This is a genomic window from Candidatus Electronema sp. TJ (assembly GCF_048287355.1).
Lineage (GTDB): Bacteria > Desulfobacterota > Desulfobulbia > Desulfobulbales > Desulfobulbaceae > Electronema.
The window spans coordinates 1-13,908 of the sequence record NZ_JBLWEP010000047.1; the positions used below are offsets into that span (position 1 = coordinate 1).

The 13,908-nt window shown below is 58.8% G+C and carries 15 protein-coding genes; 14 read left to right on the forward strand and 1 reads right to left on the reverse strand.

The window, feature by feature from the left end; all coding sequences use genetic code 11:
• Nucleotides 1-15: 15 nt before the first annotated feature.
• From aspS to ACNKID_RS05310, 6 genes are all read left to right on the forward strand, one after another.
• Nucleotides 16-1,740 carry an aspartate--tRNA ligase gene (aspS, locus tag ACNKID_RS05285; RefSeq protein WP_417912402.1) on the forward strand — a complete coding sequence of 575 codons (1,725 nt, stop codon included), beginning with the start codon at nucleotides 16-18 and terminating at the stop codon, nucleotides 1,738-1,740.
• A 575-nt stretch (nucleotides 1,741-2,315) separates the two neighbouring features.
• Nucleotides 2,316-4,580 carry a TonB-dependent receptor gene (locus tag ACNKID_RS05290; protein WP_417912388.1) on the forward strand — a complete coding sequence of 755 codons (2,265 nt, stop codon included), beginning with the start codon at nucleotides 2,316-2,318 and terminating at the stop codon, nucleotides 4,578-4,580.
• A 29-nt stretch (nucleotides 4,581-4,609) separates the two neighbouring features.
• Nucleotides 4,610-5,242, forward strand: a complete 633-nt coding sequence (locus ACNKID_RS05295) for a MotA/TolQ/ExbB proton channel family protein (protein WP_417912389.1) — start codon at nucleotides 4,610-4,612, stop codon at nucleotides 5,240-5,242.
• Entirely contained in the window at nucleotides 5,239-5,673 is a 435-nt protein-coding gene (locus tag ACNKID_RS05300) for an ExbD/TolR family protein (RefSeq protein ID WP_417912390.1), read from the forward strand. The genes ACNKID_RS05295 and ACNKID_RS05300 overlap by 4 nt, the downstream gene beginning before the upstream one ends.
• Nucleotides 5,670-6,533 (forward strand): TonB family protein, encoded by an 864-nt coding sequence (locus tag ACNKID_RS05305; RefSeq protein WP_417912391.1) that lies wholly within the window; start codon nucleotides 5,670-5,672, stop codon nucleotides 6,531-6,533. Before ACNKID_RS05300 ends, ACNKID_RS05305 begins: the two co-directional genes overlap by 4 nt.
• Before the next feature lie 200 nt (nucleotides 6,534-6,733).
• A complete protein-coding gene (locus ACNKID_RS05310; RefSeq protein WP_417912392.1) occupies nucleotides 6,734-7,120 on the forward strand; it encodes a hypothetical protein in 387 nt (128 codons plus the stop codon).
• Nucleotides 7,121-7,132: 12 nt separating this feature from the next.
• Here the strand turns inward: ACNKID_RS05310 and ACNKID_RS05315 are convergent, their stop codons facing one another.
• Nucleotides 7,133-9,211: an SUMF1/EgtB/PvdO family nonheme iron enzyme gene (locus ACNKID_RS05315; protein ID WP_417912393.1), complete on the reverse strand. Its 2,079-nt coding sequence runs from the start codon at nucleotides 9,209-9,211 to the stop codon at nucleotides 7,133-7,135.
• A 252-nt stretch (nucleotides 9,212-9,463) separates the two neighbouring features.
• Between ACNKID_RS05315 and ACNKID_RS05320 the strand changes: the two genes are divergently transcribed.
• The 8 genes from ACNKID_RS05320 to ACNKID_RS05355 form a co-directional block, all read left to right on the forward strand.
• Entirely contained in the window at nucleotides 9,464-9,907 is a 444-nt protein-coding gene (locus tag ACNKID_RS05320; RefSeq protein WP_417912394.1) for a glycine zipper domain-containing protein, read from the forward strand.
• The gene (locus ACNKID_RS05325; protein WP_417912395.1) at nucleotides 9,907-10,308 is read left to right on the forward strand and encodes a secondary thiamine-phosphate synthase enzyme YjbQ; all 402 of its coding nucleotides are present in this window, start codon (nucleotides 9,907-9,909) and stop codon (nucleotides 10,306-10,308) included. Before ACNKID_RS05320 ends, ACNKID_RS05325 begins: the two co-directional genes overlap by 1 nt.
• On the forward strand, nucleotides 10,305-10,559 hold the full coding sequence (locus ACNKID_RS05330; RefSeq protein ID WP_417912396.1) for a hypothetical protein: 255 nt from the start codon (nucleotides 10,305-10,307) through the stop codon (nucleotides 10,557-10,559). Before ACNKID_RS05325 ends, ACNKID_RS05330 begins: the two co-directional genes overlap by 4 nt.
• An 81-nt stretch (nucleotides 10,560-10,640) precedes the next feature.
• Nucleotides 10,641-11,381, forward strand: coding sequence for a 3-oxoacyl-ACP reductase FabG (gene fabG / locus ACNKID_RS05335; RefSeq protein WP_417912397.1), 741 nt, complete (start codon nucleotides 10,641-10,643; stop codon nucleotides 11,379-11,381).
• Nucleotides 11,381-11,818, forward strand: a complete 438-nt coding sequence (locus ACNKID_RS05340) for a 3-hydroxyacyl-ACP dehydratase FabZ family protein (protein ID WP_417912398.1) — start codon at nucleotides 11,381-11,383, stop codon at nucleotides 11,816-11,818. The genes fabG and ACNKID_RS05340 overlap by 1 nt, the downstream gene beginning before the upstream one ends.
• Before the next feature lies 1 nt (nucleotide 11,819).
• Nucleotides 11,820-12,620: an enoyl-ACP reductase FabI gene (locus ACNKID_RS05345; protein ID WP_417912399.1), complete on the forward strand. Its 801-nt coding sequence runs from the start codon at nucleotides 11,820-11,822 to the stop codon at nucleotides 12,618-12,620.
• Nucleotides 12,621-12,668: 48 nt separating this feature from the next.
• On the forward strand, nucleotides 12,669-13,226 hold the full coding sequence (locus ACNKID_RS05350; protein WP_417912400.1) for a phosphatase PAP2 family protein: 558 nt from the start codon (nucleotides 12,669-12,671) through the stop codon (nucleotides 13,224-13,226).
• A gap of 357 nt (nucleotides 13,227-13,583) precedes the next feature.
• The coding region (locus ACNKID_RS05355) for a YkvA family protein (protein WP_417912401.1) at nucleotides 13,584-13,908 on the forward strand (325 nt) is incomplete at its 3' end.

Here is a 13,908-nt window from a genome sequence, read left to right on the forward strand (position 1 = left end):
CTCGGCCTCGACAACCTGAATCAGGAGGTCGTTCTCATGGGCTGGGTTCTTCGCCGCCGCGACCACGGCGGGGTTATCTTCATCGACCTCCGCGACCGCTGGGGCATCACTCAGATTGTGTTCAACCCGGAAGTCAACCCTGAGCCGCACGCCAAGGCGCACCAGCTGCGCTCCGAGTGGGTTTTGGCGGTGCGCGGCAAGGTTGAGGCGCGGCCCGGCGACATGGAAAACCCGAAGCTGAAGACCGGGGCGATTGAAATCATGGTCAGCGAGCTGCGCATCCTTAACAGCAGCAAAACTCCGCCCTTTCCGTTGGACGAAGACAGCGAGGTTTCGGACAATATCCGCCTGCAATACCGCTATCTTGACCTGCGGCGGCCCGAAATCGGAGCCAACCTCGTCATGCGGCACACGGCGACGCAGGCTGCGCGGGGCTTCCTCTGCGAAAACGGCTTCTTGGAAATCGAAACGCCGATGCTGACGCGCTCCACGCCGGAAGGGGCGCGGGATTATCTGGTGCCGAGCCGGGTTAATGCGGGCAAATTCTTCGCTCTGCCGCAGTCGCCGCAGCTTTTCAAGCAGTTGCTGATGATGGGCGGCATGGACCGCTATTTCCAAATTGTCAAATGTTTCCGCGATGAAGACCTGCGCGCCGACCGCCAGCCGGAATTCACCCAGATAGACTTGGAGCTGAGTTTTGTCGGCGAGGACGACATCATGGCTGTTGCCGAGGGGCTGGTCAAGCAGGTTTTCGCGGCAACTCGCGGCATTGCCCTGAACCCGCCCTTCCCGCGCATGAGCTATCAGGAGGCCATGTCGCGCTATGGCAACGACAAGCCGGACACCCGTTTTGGCTTGGAATTGGTTGATTTAACCGAGAAACTGCGCGGCTGCGGCTTCAAGGTCTTCAACGCGGTCATCGAAGGCGGCGGCATTGTCAAAGCGATCAACGCCAAAGGCTGCGGCACGTTCTCGCGCAAGGACTTGGATGATTTGACGAATTACGCGGGCAGCTTCGGGGCCAAGGGCATGGCTTGGATCAAGGTGAAGGAGGACGAGTGGCAGTCACCGATCACCAAATTCTTCAATGAAAACGAGATCGAGGCGATGCGCCAGGCACTCAACGCCGAGCCGGGCGATTTGATCCTGTTCGGCGCGGACAGCGTGGCGGTGGTCAATCAAGTCCTCTCCGAGCTGCGCCTTGAGCTGGGCCGCAGGCTTGGCCTGATGGACAGCAATGTCTATAATTTCCTCTGGGTTACGGATTTCCCGCTGGTCGAGTTCGATGCCGAGCGCAAACGCTACGCTGCGGTGCATCATCCCTTCACTGCGCCATTAGATGAAGACCTTGCCCTGCTGGAAACGGAACCTCTGAAAGTGCGCAGCCGGGCTTATGATCTTGTCCTCAACGGCAGCGAAATCGGCGGCGGTTCCATCCGCATTCACACCACCGACATGCAGGCCAAGATGCTCAATCTGCTCGGCATTGCGGCGGAAGAAGCGGAGGAAAAATTCGGCTTCCTGCTCCGCGCCCTCGAATTCGGCGCGCCCCCGCACGGCGGCATAGCCTTCGGCCTCGACCGCCTGATGATGCTGCTCACCGGCTCCAGCTCCATCCGCGACGTGATCGCCTTCCCGAAAACCCAGAAGGCCACCTGCCCGCTCACCGACGCGCCAGGCTCAGTTGCCAGAAAGCAGCTCACCGAGCTGCACCTCCGGCCTGACTGGAAGGAAGCGTAAGCCGCGCTTTCCGGCGCGTTTTAATCTGATGCGCTGTAGGGGCAGACCTCTGTGTCTGCCCCTTTTTTATTGCCTTGGCCAGCCTGATCTGCCGACCTGCACCTCCCCTCCCCTTCCCTCCTCCTTGTTTTTTGTGAGCCGCACGCATCAGCTCCGATCAAATGCGTGCATTCGTTGCTGTCGTGAGCCTGCTCAGCGCACAACGGTGAGCAGGCTCACCACCCGACGCTGAGCCTGCTCATCATCCGACGATGAGCAGGCTCACCATCCGACGATGAGCAGGCTCAGAGAACATACAAAAGCGCGGATTCGTGTGAAGCGAAACCAGCAGGCCGGAGAACCGTTCCGCTCTCCCTGAGAATGCCGGTCAAAGCACAGGGCGGAGCATCATGATTCGACCTGATTTGGCCGCTCCTGCCCAAGCCATCTGGGCCTTTTGCCTATAGAAATGAGTTTTCCGCCTTATTGCGCGGGCGGGCGGAATATGGTTTATGAAGGAGCATAGGCCATGATCAGAAACAGCATTCCCGCGCAAGGGAATCCAGATATTCATTGCACCAGAAGGACGAAGAGCGTTGAAGGCGAAGAGATACCGGCGGGCTGCCCTTGCAGGGCTGGCCGTCGCAGCCGCAGCTGCGCAGGCTGCCGCAGCAGAGACAGAGATGGCGGAGGTGCTGGTCACAGGCGAGAAGCTGATCACCCCGTCCATGCAGGCCAGTGAGACGGTGTACACCGGCAGCGAGATCACGCCGAAAGGCATTGAGCTGCAAGGCGCACGGGCAAGCACCAGCGCGCACAGCGCTTTGGACATGCTTCCAGGTGTCAATGTTGAAAGCCCGGACAGCACCGGTCTGGCGGCGGAGATGAGCAGCGTCCGCATACGCGGCGTGCGCAGCTCCATGGGCGCAATGACTGTGGAAGGAATGCCCAATCATGGCGGCAATCCCATTGGCCCGCGCGACTATCTCTATGACATGGAGAACATGCGCGGCATCTCATTATACAAGGGGGCGATACCCGGCGACATCGGCACAGGCATAGGCTCTCGCGGGGGCGCAGTCGAGCTGCGGCCTGACTGGCCCGGCAGCGATTTTGGCCTGCGCTTCAAGCAGGGTCTCGGCTCCAACAGCTACACCCGCAGCTATGTCCGCTTGGACTCTGGCCCGGTCACAGAGGCAGGCGCAGCTGTCTCCGGCTCCTATTCCTTCAGCCAGGCTGACAAATGGCGCGGCGAGGGCGAGCTGGGGCCGCGCAACAATGCCAACTTCGCGCTGACGCAGCCGCTTGGCGCAAAGGCCGAGGTCAAGCTCTGGTGCAACCACAATGACCTTGACCAGCACCTGTACCGCCCGCTGACTTGGAAGGAGACGCAGAATCTTTCCGCAAACTACGAGAAGGACTTCAACGCCGCCCGAACCGGCGTGGCGGAGAAGGATTTTGAATACTACGGCTACAACCGTGGCAGCTACGAGAACAATGACCTGCTCGCCATTCTGACTGTGCAGGCCGCAGACAGCCTGCGGCTCGCTGTCAAACCCTACCGCACACAGGAAGATGCGGAGATAGTGCAGGGAGTCGCACCGGCAGCGGCCTCTGCCGGAGCCTCCTCCTCCGGCGGGGCTTCTTCAGCCGGAACTCCGGCCAGCGTGCAGAAGCGGCTGCGTGACATCAAGCACACCGGCCTGATCGCTGAAGCCATGACAGAGCAAGACGCGGTCAAGGGCACGCTGGGCTATCATCTCGAAGGAGCGGATTCGAGCATCCTCACCCAGAACTACGCCCTCACCAGCTCCGGCCTTGCATATCGGGGCTATGGCCGCATGACCGTCAGCGACGACGACAGCTGGATCAACAGCCCCTATGTCAAGCTGGCCGGAACACGCGGCGTATTGGACTGGCAGGCTGGTCTCAAGTATTTCCGCTACACCGAGGCGGCCAGCAAGGGCTACATCTCTGACAAGACCGCGCCCTACGCTTTGAAGCGCGCCCCTGATATTGATCAGGAGGAGAAGACCTTGGATATCTGGCTGCCCACAGCGGCGGCTGCCTGGCATTTCAGCAATGAGCTGGAAGGCCGCGCCAGCTACGGCAAGACCTTCATCAGGCCCTACTCGTATCTGCCCCTGCACAATATCTACAGCCAGAACCGCGCGGCCTTCTTGGCCAAGGGCATCAGCCTGCAAGACCTCTTTGCCGGCTATGACTTTGAGCAGGCGGACATCATTGACCTTGGCCTGCGCTGGACTTCCGGCAGCTTTGAGGTCGCGCCCACGCTTTTCTATGGCAAGCACAAGAATCTGCTGACCACCATCTATGATCCCCGCGTTGGCCTGAACTACCAGCAGAATGTGGGCGAGGCCACCGGCTATGGCCTTGATCTGGAGATGAACGCCTATCTGAGCAGCCAGCTCACCGCCTTTGTCAATCCGACTTGGACTTCAATGACCTATGACGAGGATCTGAGCTACGCAGGCAAACGCCGTCCCACCGAGGGCAATCAGGTCATAGACAGCCCGGAGTGGATGGTCAAGGCCGGGCTGATCTGGAACTGGCGGCAGTTTGAGATAGCCCCCATGCTGCGCTGGCTCGGCGAACGCTACGCCGACGCGGAGAACCAGAACGAGGTGGACTCCGCCTTTGTTGCTGACCTGCGCATGAGCTGGCTTCTGCCGCCTCTGCTCCAAAGCAAAGAGATGAAGCTCTCCTTGGAACTGAACAACATGCTGGACAAGGAATACATCTCCAGCATCAGCGGCTCTGACGACAGCCGGGGAGGCCAGGCCAGCTTCTATCAGGGTGCCCCGTTCTCCGCCATGCTGACTTTCTCTGTCCGCTATTGAGCAATCACTCCATCATCATACTGAAAACCATGCAGACAGCAGCGATATTGGATCTCATGGACAAAGGCGGCTGGGTCATGTGGCCCCTGCTGGCCTGCTCCATCGTTGTGACCGCCGTCATCTTGGAGCGGACGTTCTTCTGGGCAGGCATAGTCAGGCGGCGCAACCGCCCGCTGCGGGATGAGGTGCTGGGCATGGCGCGGCAGGGAGAATGGACACTGATCGAGCAGAAGACTGAGGACTGCGCGGATCCGGTGGTGCGCGTGCTGCATTCCGGCATCCTGCACCGCGATTTTGACATGGCCAAGGCGATGGAGGACGAGGCCCAGCAGATCGTGAAGCGGATGTCGCAGTTCATGCCGGTGATGGACACTATTATCACGGTCGCGCCAATGCTCGGCATACTGGGCACCGTGACCGGCATCATGTCCGCCTTCAGCGTCTTGAGCGGCAGCGGCATGGCCGACCCGAAGCTGGTCACCGGCGGCATCGCCGAAGCCCTGATCACCACCGTTGCGGGCTTGGTCATCTCCATCGCCACAGTCTTTCCGTACAACTACTTCAAAAGCCGGGTCGAGCACGCCATCCACTTCATGGAGAAATACGCCACCAGGCTTGAGGTGGTCTGTCGCAAGAATCAAGCGCAGGAGGCCATGCGATGAAGCTGAGCAGGAAAGGCATCGCTCCTGTCCGTCTTGAGATGACTCCTCTGATGGACATCATCTTTCTGCTGCTGGTCTTCTTCATCTACGCCATGATGTCTATGGCTGTGCATCATGGCAAGCAGCTTGATCTGCCGCAGTCCAGCAGCGCGGCAGTGGAGATGCAGGAGGCGGTGAACATCACAATCCTGTCTGACAAAAACGGGCTGCTCATCTCAGTGGACGGCGGCGAATCCTTCAGCGGCGTGGAGCGTCTGCGGGAGATTCTGACGGAGAAAAAGGCGAAGGAGCCTGAGGGCAAAGAGCTTGACCTGCAAATCTTCGCGGACAAGACCGTGTCCTATCAGAGCTTGTACAGCGTGCTCGACAGCGTCAGCCAGGCCGGGCTGTCCCGCATCTCCCTGCAAGCCTCGCTTCAGGAGGCTCCATGAACGAGGCGGCGCAGCGGCTGCTACCAGCAAGCCTGCTGACCTTGGCCCTGCACGGCGCACTGCTTTCATGGCAGATGGAGCATCGGCCCATTGAGCTGCCCAAGCCGGAGAAGATCGTCGTCACCCTGAAGAAGCCCCCTCCCCTTCCCCCGCCGCAAAAGACCATTGCCAAAGAGCTGCCGCCCCCGCCAGAGCTGAAGCCGGTCACGCAGCAGCCGCTGGAGACGCTGCCTCCGCCGCAGAGCAAGGTGGTCAAGCGGAGGAAGCCGGTGCAAGAACTGAATCGGGTGCAGCATAAGCCTTTGGAGCAGCTGCCGCCCCCTCAGAGCCGGGTGGCCCGCAGGCTGCTACAGCCGCCAACAGTCGCGCCTGCATCGCTCAGGCCGCTGGAGATGCTGCCGCCCCTGCCGGAGCCGGAAGAGATCGTTGCAGAAGAGCTTGTCGAGACTGAGCCGGTGGTTGCAGAACCAGTCGAGGTGCAGGTTTGGGAGAAGCCGCAGCGGCGGCAGCGTGATGCTGCGGCCCAGTCTTCACGAAGACAACAGCAGGTGGAAAGCAGCAGCCACACCGCTTCTGGCGCAGGCGATCAGGAGGCTGCGCCGCTCTATGCCAGCAACCCGCCGCCTGAATACCCGATGCAGGCCCGCCGGCGCGGTCTGCAAGGGGTCGTCACCATCGAAGCCTTGATTGACGCAAACGGTTCTGTCTCCGATCTCCGCCTCTTTGCCAGCAGCGGCCACAGCATCTTGGACAAGGCGGCTTTGAACTCCGTGCGCGGCTGGAGATTTCAGCCTGGAACGGTCGACGGCAGACGGAAAGCCATGTGGGTTAAAGTGCCCGTGCGTTTTGAGCTGAACTGAGGCTTCCGTATTTTAATTCAGCGAGAAACAAGGCCCTGAATCCGAGAACATGTCGGATTCAGGGCCTTGTTTTTTTGCAGCGTATGCCGCAGCTGATCAAGAAAAATATTTCTCATCGGATTGACTCTTGCTCATTTATCCCTTAAGCTAAAGTTAAGAATAATAATTATGATGCGAGCAGGGATTGAGAGGGCAGCGTTATGAGGAAATATTATGTCTTCGTTGTCATATTTTGTTTGGTCGTATTTTCATTTGCAACAGCTCAGGCTGTCGCCTGCATGAAAGCATATGGAAAAACAGCGCAGGACGCTCTGCAGGCTGGTTTTAATCTGGCGGAACGCTATGACGGGGAATCGAAAAAGAATGGAATGCTTGTTCCTTACATCCGTGTAAAAATCATGCCTGAAAAAGAAAACGGACTCTTTGTCGCCGAAGTCCATTCCTCAAATTTTTGCGTCTTTGAATTTAAGAAAGACGGGCTGGACGATGACATCCTTCCAGAGATTCGTGATTGCAAACCCAAAAAGAAAAGCTTATCTGGAGCGGTCCGCTCTGCGTCTGTTGCCGTGCGCGGAGCTGGGACATAAAAGCATTGCTTTTCACCCGCCCAGAGCGACGCGGAATCCAGCCCGGATGATCCGCAGTCCCGGCGAGAGGCAGAAGCGGAAATAGGAGGTGACGAATTTCGCGCTGCTGTCCCACGAGCCGCCGCGCAGCACCCGGCCTGAGCCATGCTCCGCACCAGCAGGATTGCGGGCTGCCCACGTTGTGTAGAAATCCTTGACGTACCAGTCCGCGCACCACTCCCAGACATTGCCGTGCATGTCGTGCAGGCCCCAAGCGTTCGGTTCCCTGCCTCCCACTGGCTGGGTGCGCTGCTCCGAATTCTGCGCATGCCATGCCCAGCGGCCAAGCTGGTCGGCATCGTCGCCGAAGCAGTAGGCGGCGCAGCTTCCGGCCCGGCAGGCATATTCCCATTCAGCCTCAGTGGGGAGACGATAGCTTCTGCCAGTCTGCCGGGAAAGCCATTCACAGTAATTCGCCGCATCTTGCCAGCTCACGTTGATCACTGGCCTTCTGTCTCGACCCCAGCCCTCGTCTCGCGGCCTGGCGCGGCCTGTGGCCATGCAAAATTCATCAAATTCAGCAAATGTGACCGGATAACGGCCTATGCCGAAGCTGTCCAACTCCACCTCATGGGCAGGCCGCGCATTTTCCGGCTCGCTGTCTGAGGCCGCCCCCATGCGGAAGCGGCCTCCGGGCAGAATGATCATTTCCGGCCCGGCCACCGGCGGCCTGCCGCCTTTGCGGGTCAGTTGATCCTGCCAAGAAAACAAAGAGCCATAGCTGTCAGCATAGCGGAGCAGGTTGAAACCGGAGAGGTCAAGTCGACCTGAATGGGGAGCAAGCCCCCCTGCCAGCTCAAGAAAGCGCAGCAGCTGATCTGTAGCCCGCACCGGGAAAGTCAGCGGCTGGCGGTCGTTGACCAAGGCGTAGGCGAGCAGGAATTCGCGGAAGGTGGAATGCCGGAAACGGAAGGCTCGTTCCGAGGTTTTGCAGAGCAGCGAGAGAGGATCCGCCTCAAAACGGTCCAGCCAGCAGGTGTTGGCATCCTCGCAGAGCAGCTCCCAGAGATCTTTTTCCGCAATCTCATGCCGTCCCTGCTCCTCCATCCAGCGGGCCACCCGGACACAGGCGTTGAGCAGCTCGGCACGATTGGGCAGACACAGGCCGCTGTCATGCCGTTGTTCTTTGAGCAGTTCCAGCTTATGCTCCAGCCAATGCCGCAGCAGGGCCTCGTACATGGTGTAGATATTCCACCGCCCACCACCATCCGCCTCCAGCAAGGTCTCAATATGCTGAAGCAGCAGAGGCCGGCAGCGCAGCTCCTCAAGCTGACTGGCAAGCTGGAAAGCCTGCGTCCTCTGCCGGGCGGCGTTGAAACTTCGCAGGCCAAGATAGCCGCCACGCAAGGACAGCCGCTTGCGCAGCAGCTCCTGCGTCTGCCGGTCATCCAAAGGCGCGAGATGCAGCACCGGGCAGTTGTATCCGGCCATGCCCCGGATGATCAGATGCCCGGGCGGAGCGGAGATCACGTCCGGAAAAAAAAAGGTGCGGCAGGTGATGATCACCCGGCGGAAATCCCAGCCAGCCTCCAGCAGCTCCAGCAGCCGCGTCCCGACACGGTTCTGTGCCGCGCTGTCCTCGTTCAGGCCGTCCAACAGCAGCACAGTGTCAGACCTGTTGTCCATGGCGGCAAGCTGGGCCAGCGTGTCCCGGCCCAGCCGGAGCAGCTCGCAGCGGCAGCCTGCGGGCCAGAATCCCGCCAGCTGCATCAGCTTGACCATCAGAAGCAGCGAGGTCTTGCCCGCGCCCGCCTCGGCCAGCAGGAAAAGCTGGTGACTGCCGTCTCGGCAGCGGGACACTCCTCCGTCAAGAAAGCGATTGAGCAAAGAAAAGGCCGTTTGGCGCGGAACCGTCTGGCAGCCGCTTCTGCGCCGGACTGCCGGGCAGCGATCCTGAAGATGCGGCTCGACGTAGCAGCGGGCCAGCTCCTCAGGATCGCCGAACTCATCCCGGAGCAAATTCAACTCCTGCGCCCGGTCTCCGACCAAGCGGCTCAGCCGCTTGAGCAGCTGTCCGGCTAAGGCGGAGCTGACAAAGGACAAAGGTTCCATCCCCACTCTCACGGTTGCCTCCCTGTGTCGTCTGGCTGAAGAAAAATGCCGCAGGCTCCCAGATTAGCCTAAAATGTGCGCCAGTCAAACTTTTTTTCACCTGTCGCGCCTCTCCGGCGGAAAAAGCGCATTGCGATTGAAAAAGCAAGACCGCATAGAGTATAATTCAGCCAACTGTCAGCAGATTTCAGCAGCCCGCCTTGCTTTGGCAGGCCGCCTGCTGAGCCACTCACCAAACAATTGGAGGAACTCATGAAAAAGACACACCTTATAGCCGCCGCCCTTTCCACCCTCCTGCTCTCATCCTGCCTGAGCAACAAAGCCCAAGTGGGCGGCGTGGGCGGCGCGGCCGCAGGTGCCCTTGCCGGACAAGCCATCGGTCGCGACACGCAGTCAACCCTGCTCGGTGCCGGAATTGGCGCGATCCTTGGCTACGCGATCGGCAACGAAATGGACAAATACGACCAGCAGCAGCTCATGTCAGCTTACGACAGAGCACCTTCCGGCCAGCCGGTCGCTTGGACGAACCCAGACACCAGCAATCAGTATCAGGTTATTCCGCAGCCCGCTTACAATGGCCCCAACAATCAGGTCTGTCGCAAGGCGGAGATCGTGGCCGTGATTGACGGCCGCACCGAGCGCACTTACAGCACCGCCTGCCGCAATTCCTACGGCCAGTGGCAGCTGCAGAACTGATGCGTTCAGGTCTTTTCACAGTGTCCACGAATTCCGCAGCGGAGTTCGTGGACATCACCGACAACGCCCGGCAGGCAGTCAAGACGGCAGGCATTGAAGAAGGCATTCTGTTCCTTTTCAATCCGCACACCACTGCCGGGCTGACTATCAACGAGGGCTGCGACCCGTCAGTCCGGCTTGATCTGATTGGCCTCTTCCGCCAGCTCATTTCCAGCACGTATCCTTGCCGTCATGCTGAGGGAAACTCGCCTGCTCATGCGCTGGCCAGCCTGACCGGCAGCACGGTCACGGTGTTCATCGCCAAAGGCGAGCTGCGGCTCGGCATGTGGCAGCACATCTTTTTCTGCGAGTACGACGGGCCTAAAAGCCGCAAAGTCTTCTGGAAGGTGCTGCAAGGATGAACAGCCCGCCGCCGTCGGAAAGCGGCTTTGAACAAATCTGCTTCGGCCTGAACCGGGCGACCGATGAACGGTCGCTTTCGTTTTTTCTCCGTCTCTTCAGCCGCGACGAGCTGCTGAACGCCCTGCCCTCCCGTCTTGCGGACGAGGAAATCAGCGGCTTGGTCGAGTATCTCACCGGCCTGCTGCGTCGGCATTTGACGGAAAAGGAATATCACGAGCTGTTCCTTGGCGATTACGGCCATCATCATTGATGCGGAACAGCCCTCGCCTGCGCCTCTGATTTGCAGCTCCACTACGGGCTGTTGCTGAACAAACAACCAAGAGAAATCCTTTTGAACACCTTCATCAATCAAAAAGCCATAGTCACCGGCGCGACCAAAGGCATAGGCAAGGCTGTTGCCGAGGCTCTGCTGGCTCAAGGCGCAACGGTGCTTGGCCTGTACAGCGGCGATGAAGCCGCAGCTGCCGCTTTTGCAGCCGCGCATCCTGAAGCAGACGGGCGGCTGCGCTTGCATAAAATCGATGTCAGCGACTGCAAGGCCGTGGAAACCTTCTGCCGGGAGACCGAGGAGCAGTTCGAGACCATTGACATCCTCATCAACAATGCCGGCATCCGCCGCGACGCAGTTTTAGCCATGATGCGGCAGGAAGACTGGCAGCGGGTGCTTGATGTCAACCTCACCGGCGGTTATAACATGTGCCGCTTCGTCCTTCCGCTGATGCTGAAGCAGAAATACGGGCGGATCATCTTCATCACCTCGCCGATGGGCCATCTTGGCTTTGCCGGACAGGCAAATTACGCCGCATCCAAGGCCGGGCAAGTCGGGCTGATGAAATCGCTCTCCAAAGAAGTGGCGAAACGGAAGATCACAGTCAACTGTGTTTCCCCAGGCTTCATCAGCACGGATTTTATTGACGACCTTTCTGAAGAACAGATGAAGGAATACAAGAAATTAGTGCCTGCAAACCGCTTCGGCACACCAGAAGAAGTCGCAGACGCAGTGCTTTTCCTCGCCGGAAAGAACGCCGCCTACATCAACGGCTCGGTCTTGGAAATAACCGGAGGCTTGTGATGGACAGGGAGTTCATCATGACCCGGATTCCGCACCGCCCGCCTTTTCTCTGGCTTGACCGGGTGCTGGAGCTGACTGAGAGCGCAATCCGTGCGGAAACAACGGTGTCCGCAGAGCTGGATGTCTTCAAAGGGCATTATCCTGACTATCCCATCATGCCGGGCGTGCTGCTCTGCGAGGCGGTTTTTCAAGCTGGAGCCTTGCTGATTGCCGAAACCATGCGCGGCACACAGGATATGCAGGGTGTTCCGGTGCTGACGCGCATTCTGGGCGCGAAATTTAAGCGTGAGGTGCGGCCCGGCGATCTGATTGAAATCTCGGCGGCCTTGAAAGAACAGGTCGGACCGGCCTGGTTTCTCAAAGGCGGCGTGCAGGTGGGCGGCAAAACAGCGGTGCAGGTGGAATTCGCCTGCGCCTTGAAAGGAGGAGGCGTTTGATATGGATTTTCTCAAGCTGGCAGGCAAAAAGATCGTCGTCTTTGGGCTGGCGAACAAGAAATCCGTGGCCTGCGCCATCGGCAAAACGCTGCTTGAAGCCGGGGCGGAAGTGATGCATGTCGTGCGCAGCGAGGAACGGGCCGCGACCTGCCGCAAGCTCTTTCCCGCCAGCCCGGTGTTCTGCTGCGATGTGGAGGACGAGGCGAACATCATCCGGGTGCGGGATGAGATTGCCGCGCAGGTGGGCGGCCCGATTGCGGGCATTGTCCATTCCATCGCCTTTGCCAACTACTCCGAAGGAATGCAGCCCTTTCACGCCACAGTGAAAAAGGATTTCCTCCAAGCCATAGACATCTCCTGCTTCTCCTTCATCGCCATTGCCAAGCACTTCAAAGAGCTGCTTGACCAGGATGCTGCAATGGTCACGATCTCCATTTCCACCACCCGCATGGCTTCAGAGAACTACGGCTACATGGCTCCGGTCAAAGCGGCCTTGGATTCCTCGCTCTGCTTTCTCGCCAAATCTTTCTCGGCCTTTTCACGGGTGCGTTTCAACGCGGTCGGGGCCAGCCTGCTGAAAACCTCAGCCTCGGCAGGCATACCCGGCTATATCGACTCCTACATTTTCGCCGAGCAGATCATTCCCCGCAAGCAGGCCCTGCGCACCGAAGAAGTCGCCGACGCAGCCGCTTTCCTGCTTTCGCCGCGCTCTTCCGGCATCAACGGTCAAACCATTGTCGTGGATGCAGGCATGAATTTCAATTATTTCGACAAGGATCTCATCAGCAAAGCCGTGCGCTGATGAGGAATCATCACACTCTTCGCACTGCTTGTTTGCAGGAGAACAGCCATGCGCTCGAAAACAATATGGAAGAGAACAGCAGCAGTCTTGCTGTCTGCGGGAACGTTCGGCATCTGTTCCGCCGAGCTGGCGGCAGCTTCAGATTTTGTTGAAACATCTGGAGATGTTTTGCTGGGCGCGATTCCAGCAATAGCCTTTGGTTCAACTGTGTACAAGCAGGATTATCAAGGCAGCTGGCAGTTCGCAAAAGGTTTTCTTGCCAATCAGGCTGTGACGCAAGGTTTGAAATATGCTGTTCACAAAGACCGGCCAGATGATTCAGACGATCATTCCTTTCCGTCCGGCCACACTTCAACAACATTTCAAGCCGCAGCCTTCATTCACAAGCGATATGGCTGGGAATACAGCATTCCAGCCTATATTGGCGCGGCATATACCGGCTGGACCAGGATTGATTCGGATAAACATTACGTTGAAGACGTTCTTGCAGGCGCGGTGATCGGCACGCTCAGCGGTTTGTATTTCGCGGAGCCGTACAAAGATGCGAGGCTGACTCCATTCGCGAGCACAAACAGCCTTGGAATCATTCTGACCATGCAATGGTGATCTTTGCTCCGCCTTGGCAACGCCACGCTGCACGCTTCAAATGCCTCATTCGACGCTTCAAGCGTGGCATTCGACGCATCGAGTGAAGCATTTGACGCTTCAAGCAGAACGTTTGAAGCGTGAAGCAAGTCATTCGATGCTTCAAACGAAGCACTCGAAGCGTTGAGTGAAGCATTTCACGCTTCAAGCAGAACGTTTGAAGCGTGAAACGAAGCATTCGACGCTTTAAGCGAGGCACTCGAAGCGTCGAGTGAAGCATTTGAAGCGTGCAGCGCAACGTTTGAAGCGTGAAACAAAGCATTCGATGCTTCAAGCGAGGCACTCGAAGCGTCGAGTGAGGCATTCAAAGCGTGAAACGTGACGCTCGAAGCGGCGGACGAGACGCTTGAAACAGCCAGGAACGCGCTGAAAACAGTGAATATCCCGAAGAATCATCTCCAAGCCGGTGCGCATATGTCTCCCAAGCAGCTGAATCCTTTCACCCGCGCCGCCCTGATGGCCAAACACGCCTGGGCGGTGTTCCGCGCCAAGAACACGCCGCGTTATGTCAAGCTGATCCTCGCGCTGGGCTTGGCCTACATCGTTTCGCCGTGGGATGTGATCCCGGAATGGCTGCCGGTGATCGGCGTGCTGGATGATTTCGCCTTGGCCGCCCTGCTGATCTCGTGGGCGGGCGGATTCA